The organism is Pseudomonas sp. SB113 (assembly GCF_040754745.1).
GTDB lineage: Bacteria > Pseudomonadota > Gammaproteobacteria > Pseudomonadales > Pseudomonadaceae > Aquipseudomonas > Aquipseudomonas grimontii.
This window is the reverse complement of the sequence record NZ_JBFMHW010000003.1, coordinates 183,292-208,555: the sequence shown is the minus strand read 5'-3', so window position 1 is coordinate 208,555 and position 25,264 is coordinate 183,292. Positions and strand designations below refer to the sequence as shown.

The following is a 25,264-nucleotide window of genomic DNA, read 5'->3' as shown; positions in this document are numbered from 1 at the left end:
GTGGGAGGGGGCTTGCTCCCGATAACGGAGTGTCAGTTGATCAATCTGGTGACAGACACACCGCTATCGGGGGCAAGCCCCCTCCCACATTTTGACCCCATGAATAATAAGAAACCGGAGAACAACTCATGTCGTTAAGCGTGTTCGACCTGTTCAAGATTGGCATCGGCCCCTCCAGCTCCCACACCGTCGGCCCCATGCGCGCGGCCGCTCGGTTCGCCGAGGGCCTCAAGCGTGACAACCTGCTGAGCACCACCACCGGCATCAAGGTGGAACTCTATGGCTCCCTCGGCGCCACCGGCAAAGGGCACGGCAGCGACAAGGCCGTGCTGCTGGGCCTGGAAGGCGAACACCCGGACACCGTGAACACCGAAACCGTGGCCGCGCGCCTTGCGCAGATGCGCGGCGACGGTCGCTTGAACCTGCTCGGCGAACACAGCATTACGTTCAACGAGAAAGAACATCTGGCGATGATTCGCAAACCGCTGGCCTACCACCCCAATGGCATGATCTTTCGTGCCTTTGATGCGGCGGGCATCCAGATCCGCAGCCGCGAGTACTACTCGGTCGGCGGCGGTTTCGTGGTGGATGAAGACGCCGCCGGCGCCGACCGGATCGTCGAAGACGCCACGCCCCTGACGTTCCCGTTCAAGCATGCCAAGGACTTGCTCGGCCATTGCACCACCTATGGGCTGTCCATCAGCCAGGTGATGCTCACCAATGAAAGTGCCTGGCGCCCTGAAGCAGAGACCCGCGCCGGCCTGCTGAAGATCTGGCAGGTGATGCAGGACTGCGTGGCAGCCGGCTGTCGCAACGAAGGCATCTTGCCCGGCGGCTTGAAGGTCAAGCGTCGCGCCGCCGCCTTGCATCGCCAGTTGTGCAAGAACCCGGAGTCGGCCCTGCGCGACCCGCTGTCGGTACTGGATTGGGTCAACCTGTACGCCCTGGCCGTCAACGAAGAAAACGCCAACGGCGGGCGCGTGGTCACGGCGCCCACCAACGGCGCGGCCGGGATTGTGCCGGCGGTGCTGCATTACTACATGCGCTTTATCCCCGGCGCGAACGAAGACGGCGTGGTGCGCTTTCTGCTCACCGCCGCCGCCATCGGGATTCTGTACAAGGAAAACGCCTCGATCTCCGGGGCCGAAGTCGGTTGCCAGGGTGAAGTCGGCGTGGCCTGTTCCATGGCCGCTGGCGCGTTGTGCGAAGTATTGGGCGGTACGGTTTCCCAGGTGGAAAACGCCGCCGAGATCGGCATGGAACACAACCTCGGCCTGACCTGCGACCCGATTGGCGGGCTGGTGCAGGTGCCGTGCATCGAGCGCAATGCCATGGGCTCGGTGAAGGCCATCAATGCGGTGCGCATGGCCTTGCGTGGCGACGGGCAACACTTCGTCTCGCTCGACAAGGTCATCCGCACCATGCGCCAGACCGGCGCCGACATGAAAAGCAAATACAAGGAAACCGCCCGTGGCGGTTTGGCGGTCAACATTATCGAGTGCTGACGCCTAAAGGCGCGCCAGCACGTTTTTCAGGAGCTGAATATGTCCACCGAAACCCTGTTGAAAACCCCATTGCACGCCCTGCACCTCGAGTTGGGTGCACGCATGGTGCCCTTTGCCGGCTACGACATGCCGGTGCAATACCCACTGGGCGTGATGAAGGAGCACCTGCACACCCGTGAACAGGCCGGGTTGTTCGACGTGTCCCACATGGGCCAGATCCGCCTCACCGGCGCCAACGCCGCCAAGGCCCTGGAAACCCTGGTACCGGTCGACATCATCGACCTGCCGGTCGGCATGCAGCGCTACGCGATGTTCACCAATGAGCAGGGCGGCATCCTCGACGACCTGATGGTGGCGAACCTGGGTAACGACGAACTGTTCCTGGTGGTCAACGCCGCCTGCAAGGACCAGGACCTGGCGCACCTGCGTGCGCATATCGGCGATCAATGCAGCATCGAGCCGCTGTTCGAAGAGCGCGCCCTGCTCGCCCTGCAAGGCCCGGCGGCGGTCAAGGTGCTGGCGCGCCTGGCACCGGAAGTCACCCAGATGACCTTCATGCAATTCGCCTCCCTGCGCCTGCTGGGCGTGGAGTGCTACGTCAGCCGCTCCGGCTACACCGGTGAAGACGGCTTTGAAATCTCCGTGCCCGCCGCCAACGCCGAAAGCCTGGCACGCAGCCTGCTGGCCGAGGACGAAGTGCAGGCCATCGGCCTGGGCGCCCGTGACTCGCTGCGCCTGGAAGCCGGCCTGTGCCTGTACGGCCACGACATGAACACCGAGACCACCCCAATCGAAGCCAGCCTGTTGTGGGCGATCTCCAAGGCCCGTCGCGCCGACGGTGCACGTGCCGCTGGCTTCCCGGGTGCCGACCGCATCTTCACCCAGCAGCAAACCGGTGTGAGCCGCAAGCGCGTAGGTCTGCTGCCCCAGGAACGCACCCCGGTGCGTGAAGGTGCAGAGATCGTCGACGAACACGGCACCGTGATCGGCAGTGTGTGCAGCGGTGGCTTTGGCCCGAGCCTGGGCGGCCCGCTGGCCATGGGTTACCTGGACAGCGCATTCATCGCGCTGGACACCGAAGTGTCTGCGTTGGTGCGTGGGAAAAAGGTGCCACTTCGTGTAAGTAAAATGCCATTCGTGCCGCAACGTTACTATCGTGGCTGATTGACTGTTCCTATAAGTAACGCGGTTGCGTTAACGTGCACTAATCTGTAACGCAACCGCCATAAAACAGTGCAGCGACGATAGTCATCGTTATAGGATTTAACCTATAACAAGTGACCTGTTCTATCGAATAAGCAAGCCTCCCATTATTCAGCGAAGTGCCATGTGGCCGAGTAAACGCTGGGCTTTTGGCGGGGCTTGTTTTTTCTATATTAGTTGGCGTAGAGTTTGCCCACTGTGTTTGCATGGGTCGCTTGGAACCTGGACCTGGGCAGTAGCCAAAGTTTGCTACAACCCGTTCGACGTCTCTTACTTTCCTGCAACCCAGCCCAGTACTCTTTCCTGTGAAAGGGGCTGTCATTAATTTTTAGCGTCAAGGAAATAAGAAAATGGCTGATCGTCAGAGCGGTACCGTCAAGTGGTTTAACGACGAGAAAGGGTTTGGTTTTATCACTCCAGAAAGCGGTCCGGATCTGTTCGTGCATTTCCGCGCTATTCAAGGCAACGGCTTCAAAAGCCTGAAGGAAGGCCAGAAGGTCACCTTCGTTGCAGTTCAAGGCCAGAAAGGCATGCAGGCTGACGAAGTACAAGCAGAAGGCTGATCCTTTCTGCAACAAAAAGCCCCTGACATGACATCAGGGGCTTTTTTATGGGCGCTATTCCGTAAAATGGTTTTTTTCCTCAGAGAGCCCAGCCATGCCCAAACCCTTGCTGAGTCCCCAAGGCGAGTTCCCCGCCGTTGGCCTGGGCCGTCGCCTGGCAGCGATGTTCTATGACTTCCTGTTGTGCACCGCGCTGCTGATCGTCACCGCGTTTATCTACAAGCTGGTGTGGATCGCGTTCGTGGGCGAAGCCAAGATGCGCACCCTCACCGAATCCGGCGCGCTGGACGGTGACCCGCTGCTGTCGACGATTCTGTTCTTTGTGCTGTTTGGTTTCTTTGCCAAGTTCTGGACCCATTCCGGGCAAACCCTGGGCATGCAGGTCTGGGGCGTACGCGTGCAAAACGCCGACGGCACGCGCATCAGCCTGTGGCAGGCGCTGTTGCGCTTTGTCGTGTCGATTGCGTCATGGTTGTGCGTGGGGCTGGGGTTTGTCTGGTCGTTGTTCGACAAGCAGAAACGCAGTTGGCATGACATCTACTCGGATACGCAGTTGGTGCGCATCCCGAAGCAAAAGAAATAATACCTTTCTTAATTGGAGATCAAAATGTGGGAGGGGGCTTGCCCCCTCCCACATTTTTAACCGAGCTCGCCTCGGTTCAGGCGTTACCCACCAGCTTCAGGCGCGCAGCCTGAGTGAAATCCAGCATGCGCTTGAGCGGCCGCACGGCGTGGGGAATCACCGACGGCTCGACGAATATCTCGTTACTGCCCTCACGCAGGCACTGCAGCGTGCGCTCCAGCGTATTCATCGCCATCCACGGGCAGTGTGCGCAACTGCGGCACGCGGCGCCGTTGCCGGCGGTGGGCGCTTCGACGAAGACCTTGTCCGGGCACAGCTGCTGCATCTTGTAGAAGATGCCGCGGTCGGTCGCCACGATGAAGGTCTTGTTCGGCAGACGCTGTGCCGCCGCAATCAACTGGCTGGTGGAACCCACCGCGTCGGCCAATTCGATCACCGAGGTCGGCGATTCCGGGTGCACCAGGATCGCTGCGTCCGGGTACAGCGCCTTCATGTCTTCCAACTGCTTGGACTTGAACTCCTCGTGGACGATGCACGCACCGTCCCACAGCAGCATGTCGGCACCGGTCTGGCGCTGGATGTAGGTCCCTAGGTGTTTGTCCGGGCCCCAGATGATGGTCTCGCCGTTATCCATCAGGCTTTCGACGATTTCCAGCGCACAGCTGGAAGTCACCACCCAATCGGCGCGGGCTTTGACTGCCGCCGAGGTGTTGGCATACACCACCACGGTGCGCTCGGGATGCTGGTCGCAGAACGCCGAAAACTCATCCACCGGGCACCCCAGGTCCAGGGAGCACGTGGCTTCCAGGGTCGGCATGAGGATACGTTTTTCGGGGGTGAGGATTTTGGCGGTCTCGCCCATGAAACGTACACCGGCGACCAATACGGTCTTGGCCGGATGGGCTGCGCCGAAGCGGGCCATTTCCAGGGAGTCGGAGACACAGCCGCCGGTTTCTTCGGCCAGGGCCTGGATCACCGGATCGCAGTAGAAGTGGGCAACCAGCACCGCGTCCTGAGCCTTGAGCTCGGCGGCGATGGCGGCACGCAGGCTTGCCTCTTCCTCGGCGCTGAGGGCCTTGGGCTGCTTGGCGTCGAGGTGGGCTTGAACCAGTAGGCGTTCGGAAATGTGCGTCATGTTCGCAAGACCTGCAGGCGCAGCTGCGCGAAAGTCGAGTGTACCACCGGCTCTGGAGCCCTTCGGGCGCCGCCGGACGAAGTGATTGTGTTCATCAAGCACGGCTAAAAGTGAAGCTGCGCAAGGCTACAGAATATCCAATGGTTTCAAAAGCCTAATCTGGCTTTGACGCGCTCGCCTGTCGGTTAAAAACCCGCAATGGCACTTGGAGTCTCCCCCACCTTTAGAAATCATCTCACGCAAATAGCCGTCAGCGGGCAGAGGTCATGCAGCGCGTTCGTTCAGGCCATTTTGGAAAGATGTTCAAACCGGCACTGGTACTGGGCGTCCTTGAGGCTGCTTTCGAACTGTTCAAGGCCGTCATAGACGTTTTGCAGTCCTTGGATCTGGTTTTTCAGCTCCAGCTTTTTATCCGCAATGGCCTGGCTGACCAAATCCCACGGCAGCTCCTTCCCCCGGTGATCCTGAAGGATCACTTGCATTTCCTTGAGCTTGAAGCCTAGTTGCTGAGCGCATTTGATGAACGTCAGCAGCTCAACGCTTTGCTGGCTATAGACCCGATACGTCCCTTCGCGCACGGGCGGCGGCAGCAAACCAATGTCTTCATAGTGGCGGATAGTCTTGACGGTGGTGCCCGACAGCTGGGCTGCTTTGCCGATATACATGAAAAGTCCTTTTTTGGCACAAGAGTGGGGAGAGCACTTTGGCGCGCGCATCTTCACATATGTCTGCGGAGTCGGAAACGCGAAGGTGTCAAAAGGCAATATATGGCAAGTAGGACGCCGGCATCGCCTGTTGCAAGGCGATGCTGTGCAACGAATGTTTCAGCGGCCAGCGAGAGCCTGGGCTTGCTTGAGCCAAGCGTCACGCTGGGAGGCGTCGGAGCCGAGGACTGGCCCGAACGTGAGGGTCTTCAATGGTTTGATGCCGCAGAACTCCAGGGTGGTCTTGCGCACCTGGTGCAAGCCCGGCATGCGGTAGACCCACTTGTAGTACCACGGCGGGGTATCCATCGTGACCAGCAGGTGAGCCGTGCGCCCTTTCAAAAGCTTGTCGGGAAAGGCTTTGCCTTCGCGGTACTTGAAGGCAAAACCAGGCAGGAATATCCGATCGAAAAAGCCTTTCATCAACGCTGGAATCCCGCCCCACCAGATCGGATAGACAAACGCCAGGTGTTCGGCCCACGTGATATCGGCCTGGGCCTTGAGCAGATCGGGCTCCAACGACTGAACCTGTTTGTAGCCAGCGTGCAGCACTGGATCAAAACTCAGTGCATCCAGGCGTAACAGACGCACGTCGTGCCCGGCACTGGTGGCCTCCTTCATATAGGTGTCGGTCAATGCCCCGCAGAAACTGTCGGTTGAAGGGTGCCCCAGAATCACCAGTACTCGCTTACTCATCATCACTGCATCCTGAATGTAGGGCGCTCAGAATAGGGTGTGCCCGTAACAGGAGAGTCAATAGGGCGGTTTGCCAAAAGCAGGTGTAGCCGGTGCATTGCGTACCGGTAGTAAGCGCCAAATCACAGGCAAAAAAAAACCCGGAAATCCTCACTTGCGTGGGCCTTCCGGATTTTCTAAACCGCCAAAAATGGTGGGTCGTGTGGGATTCGAACCTACGACCAATTGGTTAAAAGCCAACTGCTCTACCAACTGAGCTAACGACCCGCTGTGTGGTGGCGCGTATAATACTGATTTCTAAGGATTATTCAACACCTTATTTGAAATAAATCAGAAATAACGCGTTGGGTCCGTAATTCCGGCCATTTGGAAGCCCTCCGCACGCAGTCGGCAGCTATCGCATTTCCCACAGGCACGGCCGTCATCGTCGGCCTGATAGCAGGAAACAGTCAGCGAGTAATCGACACCAAGTCCTACGCCAGCCTTCACGATATCGGCTTTGCTCAAGTTCTGCAGCGGTGCCTGAATACGAAACCCCTGCCCCTCTACACCCGCCTTGGTCGCCAGGTTGGCCATGCGCTCGAACGATTCGACGAACGCCGGGCGGCAGTCCGGGTAGCCGTTGTAATCCAGGGCATTAACCCCGATGAAGATGTCACGGGCATTCAGAACTTCCGCCCAGCCCAGGGCCAGTGACAGGAACACGGTGTTGCGTGCCGGTACGTAGGTGACCGGGATGCCTTCGGTGGGGCCCTCTGGGACGTCGATAGTGCTGTCGGTCAAGGCAGAGCCACCCATGCCGTCGAGGTTCAGGCCAATCACCTTGTGTTCAACCACCCCCAGGTCTCGGGCAACACGCGCGGCTGCCTCCAGTTCGGCACGGTGGCGCTGACCGTAGTCGAAGCTCATGGTGTAACAGCTGTAACCTTCAGCGCGAACCATGGCCACTAACGTTGCGGAATCGAGGCCGCCAGACAGCAGGATGACGGCGCGCTGTTGATCAGTCATCTCAACGCCCTGGCTCGTCGTTCCACAGGTATTTATGCAGCTGCAATTGCAGGCGTACGGGCAGGTTATCGGCAACCACCCAGTCGGCCAGATCGCGCGCGTTCAGGTCATGGTGGCTGGGAGAGAACAATACCTCACCGGCACGGCGGTCAAGGCCGTACTGGATCAGCTTGGAGTTGGCCCAGTCGTAGTCCTCACGGGAACAAATCACGAACTTGACCTGATCGTTGGGCGTCAGCAGCTCGATGTTCTCGTAGCGGTTGCGGTGCACTTCCTTGGAGCCCGGCGTCTTGAGGTCAACCACTCGACTCACACGCGGATCTACCGCAGAAATATCCAGGGCGCCGCTGGTTTCCAGGGATACCTCGTAACCGGCGTCACACAGCTGTTTGAGCAAGGGTATGGCGTTAGGCTGGGCCAGGGGCTCGCCACCCGTCACACAGACGTAGCGCGGCCGGTAGCTGGCAACCTGCTCCAGGATGTCTTCGAGGGTGCGCACGGTTCCGCCACTGAAGGCGTAGGCGCTGTCACAGTATTGGCAACGCAAGGGGCAGCCGGTCAGGCGCACAAAAACTGTGGGCAGGCCAGCGGTTCGCGTTTCACCCTGTAACGAGTAAAAAACTTCGGTGATGCGTAATGTGTCTTGCATAGTCGCCACGGGCGTAACAGCTAAACAGGCTGTCCGCCTCCGTCAGGCACTTCAAAGAACCCCGCCAACGCGTAGACCCCAGGAAGCGTGTGTCATAAAAGGGCGTGGATTCTAACGAAAAAACCCGCGCCAGGCGCGGGTTTCTTCTAAACGGGCTGCATCGCTTACAAGCGTTGCAGATCCCGTTGAGCCAACTGTGCGGCGGAAGTGCCCGGATATTGGGCTACGACCTGCTGCAGAATACCTTTGACCTTGTCGGTATGACCCAGGCGGCGTTCTACGTCAGCGAGTTTGTACAGCGAGTCCGGCACCTTGGCGTGCTTGGGATACAGCTGACTGACCTTGGCAAATGCCTGGCCCGCCCCCTGCAGATCACCCTTTGCCAGATTTACCTCGCCCAACCAGTATTGGGCGTTACCCGCGTACTGGCTGTTTGGGTAGCGGCCCAGGAACGCGGTAAAGGCTTTGCTGGCCTTATCGAAATCCTTGGCCTTGATCAGGTCGAAGGCTGCATCGTAATACAGCTTTTCCTTCGCCGGATCACCCGGTTCACTGCTGGCGGCAGGGGCTTGGCTCGCAGCGGCGGCCCCTGCTGCAGCACCACCGATAGCAGCGCTGGGCGCGCCACCGGCAGAAGAATTATCAGGAGTAGCGGCAGGTGCAACACCGGCTCCTATACGTCGATCAAGATCCTGGTAACGCTCCAGGCCTTCTTGCTTCAGCTGACGCACTTCATTCTGCAGAATTTCAATGGTGCCTTGTTGCTGCGCCAATTGATCCTGCATGCGTTGCAGCTGGTTGAACAGTTCGCCCTGTGCCGAGGGAGCAGACGTAGCCGCTCCCCCAGCATAGGCGCCGTTCGTGCCATAACCCGCTGGCGGATAGCTGCTCCCGCTATTGTTATAGCCAGAGTTGCTATCTTCCACAGGAACCGCAGCCCACACCGCAAGCGGGGCGAGGCTGAGAGCCAATACAGTTAGAGCACGACGGCACGTTCGCATGACGAATTACTTACGCAGTTCGACGCGACGGTTTTGAGCCCAGGACTGCTCGTCGTGGCCAGTAGCAACTGGACGCTCTTTACCGTAGGAAACCAGTTCCAGTTGGCCTGGAGCAACACCTTGCAGTACCAGGTAGCGCTGAACGGCTTTCGCACGACGCTCGCCCAGTGCCATGTTGTACTCACGAGTACCACGTTCGTCGGTGTTACCTTCCAGAACAACGCGAGCGCCGTTAGCTTTCAGGTCCTTCGCGTGAACGTCCAGAGCGCGCATGGCTTCTGGTTTCAGGTCCGAACTGTCGTATTCGAAGTAGAAAGTGGTGATTGCGCGCAGAGCAGCTTCTTCGCTCAGGGAGCCGTCAACTGCACCAGTGTTAGCGCCGTAACCAGCGTTTGGATCAACAGCTGCGCCTTCACCGGCATTGTCGCCGCCTTTAGACGAGCAACCAACGGCTACGGACAGAGCCAGAGCCAGAGCAGCAAACTTACCAAACTTCAGCATTTCCATCGTGAAACTCCTAATGAACCCCAGTGTGTTAAGCAAATCTTTTTGTAGCGCCGCGTCAGTTCAGGTAAGGGGACCAGGATGGTTCTCTGACTTCGCCTTGTGCGGTAGGAAGCGGGAGCCTTACGCGTCCATTAATGGACACGAGCATCAAGACTCCCCGGCCCTGCTGGCGGGTGGCGTAGATTACCATGGTGCCGTTGGGCGCAACAGTGGCTGACTCATCAAGGTTGGTATCTGTGAGGATTTTTACGGTTCCGCGCTGCAAATCCTGGGCCGCAACCCGGAAATTAGTGAAACCATCCTGACGGTGAATCATCACCAACGTCTTTTCATCAGCCGAAAGCTTCGGATTGGCGTTGTAGTTACCGATAAAGGTCACGCGTTCCGCGCCCCCACCGCCAACACTCGTTTTGTAGATTTGTGGCTTGCCGCCGCGGTCGGAGGTGAAGTAGATGGTCGAACCATCCTTGCCCCAGAACGGTTCGGTGTTGATACCTGGGCCACTGGTCACACGGCTGATCTGGCGCGAAGCCATGTTCATCACGTAGATGTCCGGGTTGCCGTCCTTGGACAGTACGAATGCCAGGCGCGAACCATCCGGCGACCAGGCCGGCGCACCGTTGAGGCCTTCGAAGTTGGTGATCTGCTCACGACGGCCAGTATCGATGTGCTGGACGAAGATACGCGGACGCTTCTGTTCGAAAGACACGTAGGCAATACGCTTGCCGTCCGGCGCGAAGCGCGGCGACAGGATTGGCTCACGCGATTGCAGCAAGGTAACGGCGCGCGCGCCGTCGTAGTCCGAACGCTGCAGGGTGTAGCGAGTGTTGTCTACGGAGAAACGCTCAGCCGTTACATAAAGCAGACGCGTCGAGAACGCCCCCTTGATGCCGGTGAGCTTTTCAAACGACTGGTCCGAGATGTAGTGGGCCATGTCCCGCAGTTGTTCGGCGGTGCCCGATACGCTGCCGGTCAAGACCTGCTGCTCAGTGGCCACGTTGAACAAGGTGTACTGGATCTGCAGGCGACCACCGGCCGGCGTGATGCTGCCGACCATCAGGTACTGCGCGCCCACCGCTTTCCAGTCACGGAAGATGACTTCGCTGGCCTGGGTCGGCTGGCTGATCATGTTGCCTTTCGGAATCGGTGCGTAGTAACCGGAGTTACGCAGGTCGTCGCTGACGATCTGGGCCATGTCGTCCGGCAGCACGCTGCCGCCCTGCCAGCCAAACGGTACTACCGCGATCGGGGTGGCCCGATCGCTGCCGCTGGTGACCAGGATGTTCTTTTCATCCGCCGCCGCTATCCCTGCCATACAGCAAATAACGACAAGCATTCCTCGAAGAAGGTTTCTCACAAGGCTAGATCCTCAGGTGTGAATGTCATCTTGAATGAACGATAGGGAGCGAAGTCGCTTGGTTTCATTCCCTGCATCTCGGTCAACCGGCCAATATTCTTGACTGCGGCAACCGCCGAACTGTCGAACGAACCGTCACCACTGGACTTGGCCACGCTGACCGAAGTCACCGTACCGTCCGGCAACATGCCGATCTGCAGCACTACTGTCATGCCTTTGCGTGCCGAAGGTGGACGTGTCCAGCCTTCTGCTGCCCGCGCCCGAATCAGGTCGTCGAAACTGCCCGCGACTTCATCACCACGTTCATCGGCCAAGGCCTGCTGACGCTGCGGCGTGTCGGAGAGCAAATCTGCCAAGGCCTGGGCCTTTTTCTCTTCGGCGGATTTACGCGCTGCTTCCTGGGCCTTTTTCTTGGTGGCATCGGCGGCAGCTTTCTTCTTCGCGTCGTCGGCGATTTTCTTCTTCGCCTCGTCTGCTTCAGCTTTTTTCTTGGCGTCTTCGGCGGCTTTCTTCTTCGCGTCTTCGACTATCTTTTTCTTGGCGTCTTCAGCGGCCTGTTTCTTGGCCTCTTCTTCGGCAGCCTTTTTGGCTTCTTCTTCAGATTTCTTCTTGGCTATATCAGCCAATTGTTTCTCTTCAGCTTTTTTAGCTTCGGCAGCTTTCTCGGCTTTCTTGGCTTCATCAGCCTTTTTCGCCTCGTCGGCCTTCTTGGCTTCGTCAGCCTTTTTCGATTCCTCGGCCTTTTGAGCCGCCTCTTCTTTCTTTTGTTCCGCAGCAGCCTTCACCGCTTCCTGCTCGACCTTCTTCTGTTCCATCTGTTCGACTTCAGTCTGGCGCGCAGCCGACTTCTGGGCCTCACCCGCAATCTTCTGATTGGTCTGGGTAGTGGCCTGGCTTTTCGATTTCAGCTGATACAGGGTCGCCTGCACGATCGGTTTGGCTGGCGGCAGGTCCGGGGTCATGGCAAAGCTGACGAACAGCATGCCAAACACCAGGACGTGCAGGGCAATTGCCCAGACGCTAGGCCAGAAGAAGCTTTCCGAGGCGGACGGCTCTCGCTGTTGCTGCATCAGGGCGCCTCGGTAATCAAGCCAACGTTGCCGACGCCGGCCTTCTGCAGCCCGCCCATGGCGCCCATGACGGAGCCGTAGTCGACCGACTTGTCGCCGCGGATGAACACCTGGGTGTGCTTGCCGCCTTCGTTGCCGGAGCGAATGATCTTGGTCACCGCATCGGTCATCGCCGGCAGGGTCAAGGCCTTGTCCTGTTGTTTCTGAGTGTCGACTTCGCTGCCAAGGTTCCAGTAATAGGTCTTGTCAGCCTTGATCGAAATGGTCAGGACCTGAGTGTTGTTGTCTTGCGGCAAGGCTTCACTGGAAACCTTGGGCAGATCAACTTTCACGCCCTGGTTGAGCATCGGCGCGGTCACCATGAAGATCACCAGCAGCACCAGCATCACGTCGATGTAGGGCACTACGTTCATCTCGGCGACCGGCTTGCGCTTTTTGCGAGCTCGAGCGATTAAAGCCATTGGGAATTACCTGCTTATTCTTCGCTGGTGTGCACTTTACGGTGCAGGATCGCCTGGAATTCATCGGCGAAGGTGTAGTAACGGCTGATCAACGTTTCGCTGGTGGCAGCAAAGCGGTTGTAGGCAATTACTGCGGGGATAGCGGCAAACAGGCCGATCGCGGTGGCGATCAGGGCTTCGGCAATACCCGGGGCCACGGTGGCCAGGGTCGCTTGCTGGGCCTGGGCCAGGCCGCGGAACGAGTTCATGATCCCCCACACGGTACCGAACAGGCCGATGTACGGGCTGACGGAACCGACGGTAGCGAGGAACGGCAGGCTCTGCTCCAGTTTCTCTTCTTCCCGGGAAATGGCGACGCGCATGGCACGGGCCACGCCTTCCATGACCGCTTCCGGATCCACACCCGGCTGCTGGCGCAGGCGCGAGAATTCCTTGAAGCCGGCGCGGAAGATCTGCTCGACGCCCGAGTCCGGGTCCGGGTTGCTGCCGGCCTGGCGGTACAGCTTGGACAGGTCGATACCCGACCAGAAGCGCTCTTCAAAGCTCTCCAGGGCACGTCGACCGGCACGCAGCAGGTTGCTGCGCTGAAAAATCATAATCCATGAGGTAACCGATGCGGCTACCAGGGTCAGCATCACCAGTTGAACCACGACACTGGCATTGCTGACCAGGCTCCACATGGAGGAATGGTCGACGACGGTAGGTTCCACGCTAAATCTCCTGCTTTGATTGTTTACCCGCGCCGCTCACGGCGGCAAAGGCCGCACGTAGAGTTTCGGGAATGGCCCGAGGTTTCAAACTATTGGTGCGCACACACGCCACCAGGAACTGCCCCTCACAGAGCAGCGTTGCATCCGTTGCCCGCCTGACCTGCTGCTTGAAACGCAGGCTGGCACGGTTCAATTCGATTACTTCAGCGCTGACCAGCAACTCGTCGTCCAGTCGCGCCGGTGCGTGGTAACGCGCCTCGCTGGAATGCACGACGAATAACAGGTCCTCCCCTGCCAGCTGGGATTGGGCAAAGCCCAGCTCCCGTAGCCGCTCGGTTCGAGCCCGCTCCATGAACTTGAGGTAATTGACGTAATAAACGATACCGCCGGCATCGGTGTCCTCGTAATAAACGCGACAGCGATGTGCGAACGACTGATCCCCGTTTTGCGCGCGCATACTCTAGTGCTTACTCCTCAGGTTGCCAATCCGGCAGGGCAACTGTTTTTTCATTCTCGAAAAACATATCCAGTGACTGAATGACGACGCCAGCCACTAGGACAGCACAAACATCGAATAAATCGACTTGCGTGAAGCTTTTAATCGTCCACTGCATCAAGGAATTCGTCTACCACGGGCATCTCACCCAATCGTGACGGAATGTTTAACCCGAAGTGCAGATAGGCATGGCGCGTCACCACACGGCCCCTTGGCGTGCGCATGATATAGCCCTGCTGGATCAGGTACGGCTCCAGCACATCTTCGATGGTATGGCGCTCTTCACTGATGGCCGCCGCCAGGCTGTCGACACCCACCGGGCCGCCGTCGAACTTCTCGATCATGGTCAAGAGTAGACGTCGATCCTGATGATCGAAGCCGTGCTCGTCCACATCCAACAGGTTCAAGGCCAGGTCCGCCACAGCCTTGGTGATGTGCCCCTTGGCCCGTACTTCGGCAAAGTCACGCACGCGACGCAGCAGGCGGTTGGCAATCCGTGGCGTGCCCCGGGCCCGACGGGCAATTTCGAACGCGCCTTCCGGGTCCAGGGGCAAGCCGAGAATACTGGCCGAACGGCTGACGATGGTCGCCAGGTCGGCAGTGCTATAGAACTCCAGACGTTGAACGATGCCGAAACGGTCTCGCAGCGGGTTGGTGAGCATGCCTGCACGGGTCGTCGCCCCCACCAGCGTGAACGGTGGCAAGTCGAGCTTGATCGAGCGGGCGGCCGGGCCTTCGCCGATCATAATGTCGAGCTGGAAGTCTTCCATCGCCGGGTACAGCACTTCCTCGACGATTGGCGAGAGCCGGTGGATCTCGTCGATAAACAGAACGTCATGGGGCTCGAGGTTGGTGAGCAATGCCGCTAAATCACCTGGGCGCTCCAGCACCGGGCCGGAGGTGGACTTGATCGACACGCCCATCTCCTGGGCAATGATGTTGGCCAGGGTGGTTTTACCCAGCCCCGGCGGGCCGAAGATCAAGGTGTGGTCCAAGGACTCACTGCGCCCGCGCGCGGCCTGGATAAACAACTCCATCTGCTCGCGCACGGTGGGCTGGCCGATGTATTCGGCCAGGCTCAGGGGGCGGATGGCCCGGTCCTGGACTTCTTCACGGTCACGGGGCCCGGTGGCCGCGATCAGACGATCAGCTTCAATCACTTAAATCATTCCCTTCAGGGCTCGGCGGATCATGTCTTCGCTGCTCAGGTTCTTGTCCTTGATGGCCGATACGGCCTTGCTGGCCTCCTGCGGCTTGTAGCCCAGGGAAATCAGCGCACTCACCGCATCGCTTTCAGCACTCGCGACCTGGCCCGCCGGCATATCCGGCTGGTTCGGCACCAGGGCGAACATGCTCGGCACCACTTCCCAGGCCTTAAAGCGGTCCTTGAGCTCTACCAGCAGGCGCTCGGCGGTTTTCTTGCCCACACCCGGCACCTTGGTCAGCGCCGAGGTGTCCTGGGCCGAAACGGCACGTACCAGCTCATCCACTTCCAGGCTCGACATCAACGCCAGGGCCAATTTAGGCCCCACGCCATTGAGGCGAATCAGTTCGCGGAAGAAGTCGCGGTCGCGCTTGCCAATGAAACCATAGAGTAGTTGCGCATCTTCGCGCACCACCAGATGGGTATGCAGCGTTATCGGCTCACCGACCGACGGTAGGCGGTACAGGGTGGTCATGGGCACTTCCAGCTCATACCCCAGCCCGTTTACATCCAGAATCAGGTGCGGCGGCTGTTTCTCAGCCAGGGTGCCGCGCAAGCGTCCAATCACGGTTCAGATCCTTAAAGCTTGGAGGTCAGATCAAGGCCTGACCGGAAATAACGATTGCGCTGATGCTATCAGAGACGCAGGCGTCCGCCACGACTGCGTGCCGTACCCAAGCCGTGAGGCAGCAGGCTGGAGCGGGTGTGTGCATGGCAAATGGCAATGGCCAGGGCGTCGGAGGCATCGATCTGCGGTTTTGAGGTGAGCTTGAGCATGTGCATGACCATCATCTGCACCTGTTCTTTATTTGCCGCGCCGGTGCCGACCACGGCCTGCTTGACCTGGGTCGCGGTGTATTCGGCGATTTCCATGCCCTCTTCGGCTCCTGCCACGATGGCAGCGCCACGGGCTTGCCCGAGCTTAAGGGCCGAGTCGGCGTTTTTTGCCATGAACACTTTTTCGATGCCCATGGTCACCGGCCCGTAGGTCTGGATTACTTCACGCACACCGCGATAAACGATCTGCAGGCGCTCGGCCAACTCGCCGGCGCCGGTGCGAATACAGCCCGAAGCGACGTAGACGCAGCCGCGCGGGGTGTGTTGCACCACACCAAAACCGGTGATGCGCGAACCGGGGTCGATACCTAGGATTAAAGTCATAACGCCTGCAGGTCGGGTAAACACATTTTTTGATACACCGTAGTTCCAATGTGGGAGGGGGCTTGCCCCCGATAGCGGTCGTCCAGTTAGACATAAGCTGACTGATACACCGCTATCGGGAGCAAGCCCCCTCCCACATTTGGATCTACGTCATTCTTCAGCCTAGCTGTTCGGCTACGGATTCCGGGATGTCGGCGTTGGAATACACGTTTTGCACATCATCCAGGTCTTCGAGCATATCCAGCATCTTCAGCACCTTCTGCGCACCATCCAGGTCCAGCTCGGCGCTGGTGGTCGGCAGCATCACGATTTCCGCGTCAGTACCTTTGAAACCGGTAGCTTCGAGCGCATTACGCACCGCGTAGAAACTGGCGAACGAGGTAAACACGTCGATGGAGCCATCATCATTGGTGACCACGTCGTCGGCATCGGCCTCCATTGCAGCCTCCATCAGCGCGTCTTCATCCGTGCCCGGCGCAAAGGAAATCTGGCCCTTGCGTTCGAACAGATAAGCCACCGAACCATCCGTGCCGAGGTTACCGCCACACTTGCTGAACGCATGACGCACGGCAGCGGCGGTGCGGTTGCGGTTATCGGTCATGCATTCGACCATCACTGCCACGCCACCCGGGCCGTAGCCTTCGTAGCTCAACTCGACCATATCGTCGGTGTCGGCAGCGCCCGCGCCACGAGCCACGGCACGGTCGATAATGTCACGACTCATGTTGGCGCCGAGGGCCTTGTCCAGCGCCAGGCGCAGACGCGGGTTGGAGCCCGGGTCACCACCGCCCTGGCGGGCAGCGACCGTCAGCTCGCGAATCCACTTGGTGAAGATCTTGCCTTTCTTGGCATCCTGACGCTCTTTGCGGTGCTTGATGTTCGCCCACTTGGAATGGCCAGCCATAACACAACTCCGAAATTCTCTAGAAACCTTATCAATCCCGCCCCAGGCCGGATTTCTTTCTTTAAAGCACAGCCCTTGTAACGCAAAGGCGCATCCGAAGATGCGCCTTTAAGACTGCGTAAATCTCAGTGCGCTTTCACGCAGCAGCCTTACTCAGCCTTCGGCGTCTCACGCAGACGGATGTGCAGCTCGCGCAACGCCTTGGCATCCACCACACCTGGAGCCTGGGTCATGACGTCGGCAGCACTCTGGGTTTTCGGGAAGGCGATCACTTCACGGATCGACTGGGCACCGGTCATCAGCATCACCAGGCGGTCGAGGCCGAAAGCCAAGCCACCGTGGGGCGGCGCACCGTATTTCAGGGCGTCGAGCAGGAAGCCGAATTTCTCTTCCTGTTCCGCTTCGTTGATGCCCAGCAGGCGGAAGACCGCTTGCTGCATCTCTTTACGGTGGATACGGATCGAACCGCCACCCAGCTCAGTACCGTTCAACACCATGTCATACGCGCGGGACAGCGCGCCTGCCGGGTTGGCTTCCAACTCTTCGGGCGAGCACTTCGGCGCGGTGAACGGGTGGTGCAAGGCGCTGAAGCTGCCGTCGTCGTTTTCTTCGAACATCGGGAAGTCGACGACCCACATCGGTGCCCATTTGCAGGTCAGCAGGTCCAGGTCGTGGCCCAGCTTGATCCGCAGCGCGCCCAAGGCTTCGCTGACGATCTTGGCTTTGTCGGCGCCGAAGAACACGATGTCGCCGTCGACCGCGCCCACGCGATCCAGGATCACATTGAGGTTGGCTTCCGGGATGTTCTTCACGATTGGCGACTGCAGGCCTTCAACACCCTTGGCGCGTTCGTTGACCTTGATGTACGCCAGGCCCTTGGCACCGTAGATGCCGACGAACTTGGTGTAGTCGTCGATCTGCTTGCGCGGCATGCTTGCGCCGCCAGGCACGCGCAGGGCGGCGATGCGGCATTTCGGGTCGTTGGCCGGACCGCTGAATACCTTGAAATCAACTTCGGTGAGTTGGTCGGCCACGTCCACCAGTTCCAGCGGGTTACGCAGGTCTGGCTTGTCGGAACCGTAGCGGCGCATGGCTTCTTCGAAGGTCATGTGCGGGAATTCGCCGAACTCCAGGTCCAGCACTTCCTTGAACAGGTTGCGGATCATCTGCTCGGTGATGCCCATGATCTCTTTTTCATCGAGGAAGCTGGTCTCGATGTCGATCTGGGTGAATTCCGGCTGACGGTCTGCGCGCAGGTCTTCGTCGCGGAAGCACTTGGCGATCTGGTAGTAACGGTCAAAGCCGGCCACCATCAGCAGTTGCTTGAACAGCTGCGGCGATTGCGGCAAGGCGAAGAAACTGCCGGCGTGGGTACGGCTAGGCACCAGGTAGTCACGCGCGCCTTCCGGGGTGGCCCGGGTCAGGATAGGCGTCTCGACGTCAAGGAAGCCGTTCTCGTCGAGGAAGCGGCGGATGCTGGTGGTCATGCGCGAACGCAGGCGCAGCTTCTCGGCCATTTCCGGACGACGCAGGTCCAGGAAGCGGTAGCGCAGGCGGGTTTCTTCGCCGACGTCGGAGTATTCATTCAGCGGGAACGGCGGGGTTTCCGATTCGTTCAGTACTTCCAGCTCGTAGCCCAGCACTTCGATCGCACCGGATGCCATGTTCGCGTTCACGGCACCGGCAGGACGCAGGCGAACCTTGCCGGTGATCTTCACGACGTACTCGCTGCGCACGCGGTCAGCGGCGGCGAAGCTCTCGGCGCGGTCCGGATCGAATACCACCTGGGCCAGACCATCACGATCACGGATATCGAGGAAGATCACCCCGCCGTGGTCGCGGCGACGGTGAACCCATCCGCAAAGGGTGATTTCCTGACCATCCAGGGTCTCGTTCAGTTGGCCGCAATAGTGGCTGCGCATCATGGTAGTGGTTTCACTTCTCGTAATTCGAAATTCGGTGGAGGCCTGCCTCGTCACCGTACATTAAAGCAGGGGACGGATAATGCAGGAGCCTGCGCATGGAGTTCAACTCAGTCTGCTTTGTCGCCGCCCGCCAGGTTCTTTTTCGAACCGGTCTTGAAATCGGTCTCGTACCAGCCGCTGCCGCTCAGGCGGAAGCCCGGCATCGACAACATCTTCTTGAGTTCAGGTGCCTGGCAGGCCGGGCAATCGACCAGCGGCTCGGCGCTGATCTTCTGGATGGCTTCCAACTGATGTCCACAGGAAGCACATTGATAGTCGTACATGGGCATGGCGATGTCTCGGCGATCGATCGTTACTGTGCCGCGCCCGCTCCTGATAGAGAGCAGAGGGAGAAAGCCCCGGCAGCAGCAAAGCGCGGGATTATATCTGGTAAATCGAGGCAGCGCAGCCGGCTTTCTGCCCGGAGCCTGGTCCACCTCGACGGCGGACCAGCCCCGGGGCCTGCCGATTACTCAGGGTTCGGTAAGCTGGCACGGCCTTTTAACAGATGAACCACACACACCACCCTGACCAACCCACTGAAGTTCTTCACGCCTCCATAGCGCAAGTGCACTTCCCGATCGACATAGGACAGCAATGCACTGACAGAGCAGGCATTGATCCTGGCTATCTCCGTGAGGATATTCCAATAGATCTGCTCAAGCCGAAGACAAGTGGAAAACCCATTGAGCCTTACTGATCGGGACAATGGCTTGGCCAGCCCCATATCGAAACCCTTGGCGAAGGGGTCGACGTTTATCTTATGAAAACCAGCGGTTTCCATCACTCCAATATCCACTCCACGTGACATACACCTGACACTCCATTGCCAAACAACAGCCCATGGGTTCTCCCATTGGACAGTGGCCCTATAAGACAGCAGGACGCAGCAGGCAGCCAGAAGACGGGACGTTTATAGGCGTAGGACAACGCCAGGAAATGCGTGGAAACAAGCAAGTGGCGCCACAATGGCGCCACTCAGGGTGACGTTTACTGGTTTTCGAGCAGGGAGCGCAGCATCCACGCGGTTTTCTCGTGAACCTGCATGCGCTGGGTCAGCAGGTCCGCAGTCGGCTCATCGCTGACCTTGTCGAGCAACGGGAAAATACCGCGCGCGGTACGCGTGACCGCCTCCTGGCCCGCCACCAGTTGCTTGATCATCTCTTCTGCGCTGGGTACGCCCTCTTCTTCCTTGATGGAGGAAAGACGGGCGTAGATCGAATAGGCGCCCGGTGCCGGGAAACCCAGGGCACGGATACGCTCGGCTATGGAGTCCACCGCCAGCGCCAGCTCGTTGTACTGCTCTTCGAACATCAGGTGCAGCGTACGGAACATGGGGCCCGTGACGTTCCAATGGAAGTTGTGGGTCTTCAAGTACAGTACATAGGTATCGGAAAGCAGCCGTGAAAGTCCATCGACGATGGATTTACGATCTTCTTCACTGATACCGATATCGATTGCCATGTTTATCCCCTTCAATTGACAAGCATTCATTGATCCGGTGCAGGACCACTCTAGCAAGAGCGCCGGAGATGCGCAGCCCGCCCCCCTCCGGCGACATGCGGCAAATCGCCCCCGCACGACCGGTCACCCCGTGCAGGGCAAGCCTGTGGGACGCATAGGAAATTTCCTTTAAGACCGCCTGAAACTCCTGCACATGTCTAGGACCAGCGTTTCCCCCGGAAATGCCATACCCCTTTCAACCCCACAAAATGCTTGATTTGAGTAGGCACGGCCTTTGCTGTTAAATAGGCAGCGTGTCGCCGCCGTTAAATTCCACGGCAAGCGGCATAGGCTGATACCCGCGCACGTGCCCAACGCCTCCCATTGTTCAGAAGCGAACCGTGCCGGTCAGCTCTTCCTTGTGATCCGTCTTAACGTGAGTTAATCAAAATGTTGAAAATCGTCCACCTGCTAACGGGCGTTGCAGCTTTGCTGCTGTCCTTTATCCCGAACCTGCAGCCTGAAAGCCTGCCCTACCTGCAACAACACGACGCTCTGTACCTGGCCTTGTTCGGCCTTCTTAACCTGACGCTCGCTCCCGTAATTCCTTACTGGAACAAAGGCACGCGTCATCAACTGCAAAACCTGGTCAGCGCGCTGCTGGTACTGACCGTTGTCGTACAAACCCTCACCCTCCTGGCACCTATGCCTGAAGTGGGCGGCCATCCGGCTATCCTGCTCAGCCTGGTGATTGCTGTGGTCGCCATCGTTCTTCACCTGGCCATCAGCTTCTACCGTTCGTCCCCAGCGGCCGCGTCGCAAAACTACGACATGACCAACCGGGATACCGGTACCGTCAAGTGGTTCAATACCTCCAAAGGCTTCGGCTTTATTTCCCGTGATTCGGGCGACGACATCTTCGTGCACTTCCGGGCGATCCGTGGCGAAGGCCATCGCGTCCTGGTGGAAGGCCAGCGCGTGGAGTTCTCCGTGATGAATCGCGACAAAGGCCTGCAAGCCGAAGACGTGATCGCTGCCCTGCCGCGCCGCTGATTCCAGCCGGCGCAGCAAAAAAAACCGCGATCCAGCCTGGCTGGGTCGCGGTTTTTTATTGCACCCGGATTAATAGTGCGGTGGCGGCGCCTCTTCTTCGGACGTCTCGAACTGACCGCCCATTTCTTCCTGACGCTTGAGCAGCGCGGTCATCTGCAGTTGCAGGCGTTCAACCGCGCGTTGCTGGGCGACCAGGATGTCATTGAGGGTCTCGATGGTGTCGTCCTGAAACGCCAGGCGGCTTTCCAGATCGGTGACGCGGTCTTGCAAGTCCATGGTTCAACCCTGGGTAAAGATGAAGTCGGCAGGCAGCAACTCGCGCAGGCGCACACGAATCGCCGCCACTTGTTCTTCAGTGTACGGCTGTGCCGGATGCTTGCCCCACACTGGCGCCGGCCAGGCGGCGTCATCCCGTTTGCGTACGATCACATGCACATGCAATTGGCTGACGACATTGCCCAGCGCACCGATATTCATCTTGTCGGCGCCCAGGCCTTCGTTGAGTAACTGCGCCAGAAACGTAGTTTCCTTCCAGAGGATTTGTTGATCTGCGACATCCAGCTGAAACACTTCGCTGATACCGTTGATGCGTGGCACCAGGATGAACCAGGGGTAGTTCGAGTCATTGGACAGCAGCAGGCGGCACAACGGGAAGTCCCCGATGACCAGTGTGTCTTGTTGCAGGCGTTGATCTAAGGCGAACACCACGGGCACTCCGTTTGGCAAGTCAAGTTCTGGCGCCCAGCATACCTTCGAATGCATGCGGCTTCACGGCGAATACGGGAGAGCCCCGGCGCATCTCGATAAAAAAATCGCACTCTTTCGAGGCAGGCGAATAATTGAGCTACGCTAATTCGGGCCTCACCGGGATGCACCAAAATGACCCACTTGTGCTTCAAAGAGATCCGCCAACTACCCACCCATGAGGGTGGACCGGTAACGTTTTTCTCTTGGAGCGTTTTTTTGTACCACCCAACAGCCGTAACACACGGGCGTCAAGCCCAAACCAAACGGCGTAAAAAGCCCGTGCTTATGCGGTTTTTACACCGCCGTAACGTTTTTCACGAAAAAATGACATTCAGTTACCGGTTTGGGCGCGCTTGTTGCATTCAACCCCATATCGTCGACAACGGCACCCGCATGGAAGTGAGTGTTTCGCGATAAGAAACAGTGGCGTTTCAATGCGCACCAAGGAAGACGGCAAACGCGGAGAGGCGTTTTAAAACAGCATTGAAGTTGTCAGTCCCGTTACATTCGGACTGTGAATTTGCGACATGGAGCTAGCAATTTACGACAGCCTCGTAAAGAAGCTGAAAGGAAAGATGGGTAAGTATCGTCAATAGGGTCTGCGTGATATAACTTTGCGCCGACACAAAAAAGAAAGAGCCGCCCAGATAAAAATACAGGTGGGACGGCAGTACTCTTCCTAAAACCAAAGGAGCAAATCACGATGCGCGTGATGAAGTGGAGCATGATCGCCCTGGCTGTTTCAGCAGGCACCTCGCAGTTCGCAATGGCGTCCGCCCAGGACGATTCCAAGGGCTTTGTTGAAGACAGTACGTTCAGCATTAACACTCGCGCTCTGTACTTCAGCCGCGATTTCCGTAATGAGCCAGCGGGCGGTTACGACACCGTCAACGGCAAGCGTAAAAGCCGGGCTGAAGAAACTGGCTTAGGCTTCAATGCTCTGTACGAGTCCGGCTTCACCCAAGGCACTATAGGTGTCGGTGTTGACGTAATCGGCCTGCTGGGCGTGAAACTCGACAGCGGTAAGGGTCGTGCAGGTACCGGCCTGTTCCCAACCGGCTCCGATGGTCGTTCACAAGACGATTACTCCAAAGGCGGTGGCGCCGTTAAGTTCCGTATCTCCAATACCGTCCTGAAAATCGGTGACCAGTACACCACAGCTCCAGTGTTCGCTTCCGATGACAGCCGTCTGCTGCCAGAGCTGCCACAAGGCATCTCGATCACAAGCAACGAGATCAAGGGCCTGAAACTGGAAGGCGGTCACTTCACTTCCAGCGTCGCGCAGAGCCAGACCTACCATGACAGCCTGGGCCTGACGAAGACCGACTTTGTCGGCGGCGTCTACTCGTTTACCCCAGAGTTCACCGGCAGCCTGTACTACGCGAAAACCGAAGATTACTTCCGCAAGTACTACAGCAACCTGAACTGGACCCATGCACTTAGCGACGACCAGTCGTTCGCCTTGGACTTCAACATCTACGACACCAAGAGCGACGGTGCCGGCCTGCAGCGCGCCGAAAAAGATGGCACGACCAAGCTCGACAACCGCGCATTCAGCTTGCAGGGTGCTTACACCATCGGTGCTCACACCTTTACCCTGGCAGCCCAGAAGGTTACCGGCGACGGCGACTACGGCTACGGTGTAGACGGCGGCGGCACAGTGTTCCTGGCCAACTCCATTGCCCGTTCCGACTTCAACGCCGAAGGCGAGAAGTCTTACCAGGCTCGTTACGACATTAACATGGCAACCTTCGGCATTCCTGGCCTGAGCTTCATGACTCGTTACGTAACCGGTAGCGGCGCCAACACCGCCACCACCTCGAACGGTAAAGAGTGGGAACGCGACATCGAAGCCAAGTACGTGATCCAAAGCGGTCCTGCCAAAGACCTGAGCCTGCGTCTGCGTCAAGCGACCTATCGCTCCGGTGATGGCGTGTACTACGGTTCGCCTTCGATCGACGAACTGCGTCTGATCGCGAACTACCCGCTGAACATCCTGTAATTGCCGGTTCAATTACAACGATGACTTAAGGCCTCGGCCTTAAACAAAAAAGCCGCTCCCCTGTTTACAAGGGAGCGGCTTTTTATTGCAGTTTTATTTCAGCAACTAAATAACTAGCAAGCTAACTAACGAGATTCAGATGACACGTTTAACCTGACCTTTCGGCCAAGTTAAACACGCGTCTTTCGCTTACTTCGGTACTGCTTCCTGCATGACTCGAATAACGCGCTGCGGAAATGGAATATCAATCCCCGCGGCCTTTAAACGGTCACGCGACAGTTCATTAAGCATGAACACTACATCCCAATAATCCGGGGTGTTGGTCCAGCAGCGCAGGGAAACGGTGATCGAGCTATCGCCCAAGGTCGAAACCACGGCCACTGCAGCCGGATCAGTCAATACGCGCGGGTCTTTTGCCAGTTCCAGCAGCACTTCACGGGCTTTCTGCAGATCAGCCTCGTAGTCCACACCCACATCAAACACCACCTTGCGGGTCGGCTGACGGTTGGTGTTGGTGATAATGCCGTTGGACAGGATGCCGTTGGGCACGATCACGGTCTTGTTGTCGCCGGTACGCAGTACGGTATGGAAGATCTGGATGCTATCGACAGTCCCCGAGGTGCCCTGGGCTTCGATCCAGTCACCAATGCGGAACGGGCGGAACAACAGAATCAGCACGCCACCGGCGAAGTTGGCCAGGCTCCCTTGCAACGCCAGGCCGATGGCCAGGGTAGCGGCACCGATGGCAGCCACGAACGAGGTGGTTGCCACGCCGATCATCGAGGCCACACTGACGATCAGCATGACTTTCAGCGCAATATTGGCCAGGCTGGTGATGAAGTGCTGCAGCGCCAGGTCCGCGTTCCGCATGGCCAGCAGGCGGCCCACGCGGTGGGTCAATACGTTGATCAGCCACCAGCCGATGGCCAGGGTGATCACCGCCAGCAACACCCGGCTGCCATATTCCATGATCATCGGGATCCACGACTGTGAAGTCTTGATCAAGTGATCCATTTCAGCGTTTAAATCCATGTAGCGTCTCCTGTATGGCGGATGTGCGGTTTTATTGGCGGCCTAATAACGCAAATGAGCCCCGTAGGGCTCAAGTGCAGGCACAGGTTCTGGGGCGTGGGACGTC

General features: G+C 58.4%; 30 protein-coding genes and 1 tRNA gene. 6 read left to right on the top strand and 25 right to left on the bottom strand.

The window, feature by feature from the left end; all coding sequences use genetic code 11:
* Positions 1 to 128: 128 nt before the first annotated feature.
* From AB1462_RS05605 to AB1462_RS05590, 4 genes are all read left to right on the top strand, one after another.
* Complete coding sequence (locus AB1462_RS05605) at positions 129 to 1,505, top strand: L-serine ammonia-lyase (RefSeq protein ID WP_259191395.1); 1,377 nt, start codon at positions 129 to 131, stop codon at positions 1,503 to 1,505.
* A 39-nt stretch (positions 1,506 to 1,544) separates the two neighbouring features.
* Positions 1,545 to 2,669 (top strand): glycine cleavage system aminomethyltransferase GcvT, encoded by a 1,125-nt coding sequence (gene gcvT, locus AB1462_RS05600; protein ID WP_367246328.1) that lies wholly within the window; start codon positions 1,545 to 1,547, stop codon positions 2,667 to 2,669.
* A gap of 389 nt (positions 2,670 to 3,058) precedes the next feature.
* Positions 3,059 to 3,271, top strand: a complete 213-nt coding sequence (locus tag AB1462_RS05595; RefSeq protein ID WP_014339904.1) for a cold-shock protein — start codon at positions 3,059 to 3,061, stop codon at positions 3,269 to 3,271.
* A 94-nt stretch (positions 3,272 to 3,365) separates the two neighbouring features.
* On the top strand, positions 3,366 to 3,854 hold the full coding sequence (locus AB1462_RS05590; RefSeq protein ID WP_090400556.1) for an RDD family protein: 489 nt from the start codon (positions 3,366 to 3,368) through the stop codon (positions 3,852 to 3,854).
* A gap of 76 nt (positions 3,855 to 3,930) precedes the next feature.
* On the opposite strand, the gene nadA is transcribed toward AB1462_RS05590, so the two are convergent.
* The 22 genes from nadA to AB1462_RS05480 all read right to left on the bottom strand — a co-directional run bounded on the left by nadA (position 3,931) and on the right by AB1462_RS05480 (position 20,345).
* The gene (gene nadA, locus AB1462_RS05585) at positions 3,931 to 4,989 is read right to left on the bottom strand and encodes a quinolinate synthase NadA (protein ID WP_090400557.1); all 1,059 of its coding nucleotides are present in this window, start codon (positions 4,987 to 4,989) and stop codon (positions 3,931 to 3,933) included.
* Between the two features lie 281 nt (positions 4,990 to 5,270).
* A complete protein-coding gene (locus tag AB1462_RS05580; RefSeq protein WP_090400558.1) occupies positions 5,271 to 5,654 on the bottom strand; it encodes a MerR family transcriptional regulator in 384 nt (127 codons plus the stop codon).
* A 159-nt stretch (positions 5,655 to 5,813) separates the two neighbouring features.
* Positions 5,814 to 6,392, bottom strand: a complete 579-nt coding sequence (locus tag AB1462_RS05575; protein ID WP_090400559.1) for an NAD(P)H-dependent oxidoreductase — start codon at positions 6,390 to 6,392, stop codon at positions 5,814 to 5,816.
* Positions 6,393 to 6,580: 188 nt separating this feature from the next.
* Positions 6,581 to 6,656, bottom strand: a tRNA-Lys gene (locus AB1462_RS05570).
* Positions 6,657 to 6,719: 63 nt separating this feature from the next.
* Entirely contained in the window at positions 6,720 to 7,397 is a 678-nt protein-coding gene (queC, locus tag AB1462_RS05565; RefSeq protein WP_367246325.1) for a 7-cyano-7-deazaguanine synthase QueC, read from the bottom strand.
* 1 nt (position 7,398) lies between these two features.
* The gene (queE, locus tag AB1462_RS05560) at positions 7,399 to 8,046 is read right to left on the bottom strand and encodes a 7-carboxy-7-deazaguanine synthase QueE (protein ID WP_090400561.1); all 648 of its coding nucleotides are present in this window, start codon (positions 8,044 to 8,046) and stop codon (positions 7,399 to 7,401) included.
* Between the two features lie 164 nt (positions 8,047 to 8,210).
* Positions 8,211 to 9,047: a tol-pal system protein YbgF gene (ybgF, locus tag AB1462_RS05555; protein WP_090400562.1), complete on the bottom strand. Its 837-nt coding sequence runs from the start codon at positions 9,045 to 9,047 to the stop codon at positions 8,211 to 8,213.
* Between the two features lie 6 nt (positions 9,048 to 9,053).
* Complete coding sequence (gene pal, locus AB1462_RS05550) at positions 9,054 to 9,554, bottom strand: peptidoglycan-associated lipoprotein Pal (RefSeq protein WP_003209827.1); 501 nt, start codon at positions 9,552 to 9,554, stop codon at positions 9,054 to 9,056.
* Between the two features lie 55 nt (positions 9,555 to 9,609).
* On the bottom strand, positions 9,610 to 10,890 hold the full coding sequence (tolB, locus tag AB1462_RS05545) for a Tol-Pal system beta propeller repeat protein TolB (RefSeq protein WP_043293513.1): 1,281 nt from the start codon (positions 10,888 to 10,890) through the stop codon (positions 9,610 to 9,612).
* Positions 10,891 to 10,907: 17 nt separating this feature from the next.
* Positions 10,908 to 11,981: a cell envelope integrity protein TolA gene (tolA, locus tag AB1462_RS05540; RefSeq protein WP_090400564.1), complete on the bottom strand. Its 1,074-nt coding sequence runs from the start codon at positions 11,979 to 11,981 to the stop codon at positions 10,908 to 10,910.
* On the bottom strand, positions 11,981 to 12,433 hold the full coding sequence (gene tolR / locus AB1462_RS05535) for a protein TolR (protein ID WP_161793227.1): 453 nt from the start codon (positions 12,431 to 12,433) through the stop codon (positions 11,981 to 11,983). The genes tolA and tolR overlap by 1 nt, the downstream gene beginning before the upstream one ends.
* 23 nt (positions 12,434 to 12,456) lie before the next feature.
* Positions 12,457 to 13,152, bottom strand: a complete 696-nt coding sequence (tolQ, locus tag AB1462_RS05530; RefSeq protein WP_090400565.1) for a protein TolQ — start codon at positions 13,150 to 13,152, stop codon at positions 12,457 to 12,459.
* 1 nt (position 13,153) lies between these two features.
* Positions 13,154 to 13,609 carry a tol-pal system-associated acyl-CoA thioesterase gene (gene ybgC / locus AB1462_RS05525; protein ID WP_032890914.1) on the bottom strand — a complete coding sequence of 152 codons (456 nt, stop codon included), beginning with the start codon at positions 13,607 to 13,609 and terminating at the stop codon, positions 13,154 to 13,156.
* Between the two features lie 10 nt (positions 13,610 to 13,619).
* Positions 13,620 to 13,766: a hypothetical protein gene (locus AB1462_RS05520; protein WP_159440113.1), complete on the bottom strand. Its 147-nt coding sequence runs from the start codon at positions 13,764 to 13,766 to the stop codon at positions 13,620 to 13,622.
* Positions 13,750 to 14,808: a Holliday junction branch migration DNA helicase RuvB gene (gene ruvB / locus AB1462_RS05515; protein ID WP_003193867.1), complete on the bottom strand. Its 1,059-nt coding sequence runs from the start codon at positions 14,806 to 14,808 to the stop codon at positions 13,750 to 13,752. The genes AB1462_RS05520 and ruvB overlap by 17 nt, the downstream gene beginning before the upstream one ends.
* Complete coding sequence (gene ruvA, locus AB1462_RS05510) at positions 14,809 to 15,420, bottom strand: Holliday junction branch migration protein RuvA (RefSeq protein ID WP_003175802.1); 612 nt, start codon at positions 15,418 to 15,420, stop codon at positions 14,809 to 14,811. It lies immediately after the preceding gene.
* A gap of 68 nt (positions 15,421 to 15,488) precedes the next feature.
* Positions 15,489 to 16,013: a crossover junction endodeoxyribonuclease RuvC gene (ruvC, locus tag AB1462_RS05505; RefSeq protein ID WP_024077147.1), complete on the bottom strand. Its 525-nt coding sequence runs from the start codon at positions 16,011 to 16,013 to the stop codon at positions 15,489 to 15,491.
* Between the two features lie 157 nt (positions 16,014 to 16,170).
* Complete coding sequence (locus AB1462_RS05500; protein WP_259191413.1) at positions 16,171 to 16,917, bottom strand: YebC/PmpR family DNA-binding transcriptional regulator; 747 nt, start codon at positions 16,915 to 16,917, stop codon at positions 16,171 to 16,173.
* 149 nt (positions 16,918 to 17,066) lie between these two features.
* Positions 17,067 to 18,842, bottom strand: a complete 1,776-nt coding sequence (gene aspS, locus AB1462_RS05495) for an aspartate--tRNA ligase (protein ID WP_027605538.1) — start codon at positions 18,840 to 18,842, stop codon at positions 17,067 to 17,069.
* A 107-nt stretch (positions 18,843 to 18,949) separates the two neighbouring features.
* The gene (locus AB1462_RS05490) at positions 18,950 to 19,171 is read right to left on the bottom strand and encodes an FmdB family zinc ribbon protein (protein WP_090400567.1); all 222 of its coding nucleotides are present in this window, start codon (positions 19,169 to 19,171) and stop codon (positions 18,950 to 18,952) included.
* 179 nt (positions 19,172 to 19,350) lie between these two features.
* On the bottom strand, positions 19,351 to 19,692 hold the full coding sequence (locus AB1462_RS05485) for a ribbon-helix-helix domain-containing protein (RefSeq protein ID WP_090400568.1): 342 nt from the start codon (positions 19,690 to 19,692) through the stop codon (positions 19,351 to 19,353).
* 179 nt (positions 19,693 to 19,871) lie between these two features.
* Positions 19,872 to 20,345, bottom strand: coding sequence for a Dps family protein (locus AB1462_RS05480; RefSeq protein WP_003193874.1), 474 nt, complete (start codon positions 20,343 to 20,345; stop codon positions 19,872 to 19,874).
* A 429-nt stretch (positions 20,346 to 20,774) separates the two neighbouring features.
* On the opposite strand from AB1462_RS05480, the gene AB1462_RS05475 reads away from it, so the two are divergent.
* A complete protein-coding gene (locus tag AB1462_RS05475; RefSeq protein ID WP_090400569.1) occupies positions 20,775 to 21,377 on the top strand; it encodes a cold-shock protein in 603 nt (200 codons plus the stop codon).
* A gap of 69 nt (positions 21,378 to 21,446) precedes the next feature.
* Here the strand turns inward: AB1462_RS05475 and AB1462_RS05470 are convergent, their stop codons facing one another.
* Both AB1462_RS05470 and AB1462_RS05465 read right to left on the bottom strand, forming a co-directional pair.
* The gene (locus AB1462_RS05470) at positions 21,447 to 21,653 is read right to left on the bottom strand and encodes a SlyX family protein (RefSeq protein ID WP_027605535.1); all 207 of its coding nucleotides are present in this window, start codon (positions 21,651 to 21,653) and stop codon (positions 21,447 to 21,449) included.
* Positions 21,654 to 21,656: 3 nt separating this feature from the next.
* The gene (locus AB1462_RS05465) at positions 21,657 to 22,082 is read right to left on the bottom strand and encodes an HIT domain-containing protein (RefSeq protein ID WP_259191415.1); all 426 of its coding nucleotides are present in this window, start codon (positions 22,080 to 22,082) and stop codon (positions 21,657 to 21,659) included.
* A gap of 745 nt (positions 22,083 to 22,827) precedes the next feature.
* Between AB1462_RS05465 and AB1462_RS05460 the strand changes: the two genes are divergently transcribed.
* Positions 22,828 to 24,126 carry an OprD family porin gene (locus AB1462_RS05460; protein ID WP_259191416.1) on the top strand — a complete coding sequence of 433 codons (1,299 nt, stop codon included), beginning with the start codon at positions 22,828 to 22,830 and terminating at the stop codon, positions 24,124 to 24,126.
* A gap of 189 nt (positions 24,127 to 24,315) precedes the next feature.
* Here AB1462_RS05460 and AB1462_RS05455 read toward each other — a convergent pair whose 3' ends face one another.
* Positions 24,316 to 25,158: a mechanosensitive ion channel domain-containing protein gene (locus AB1462_RS05455; protein WP_315336366.1), complete on the bottom strand. Its 843-nt coding sequence runs from the start codon at positions 25,156 to 25,158 to the stop codon at positions 24,316 to 24,318.
* Between the last annotated feature and the right edge of the window lie 106 nt (positions 25,159 to 25,264).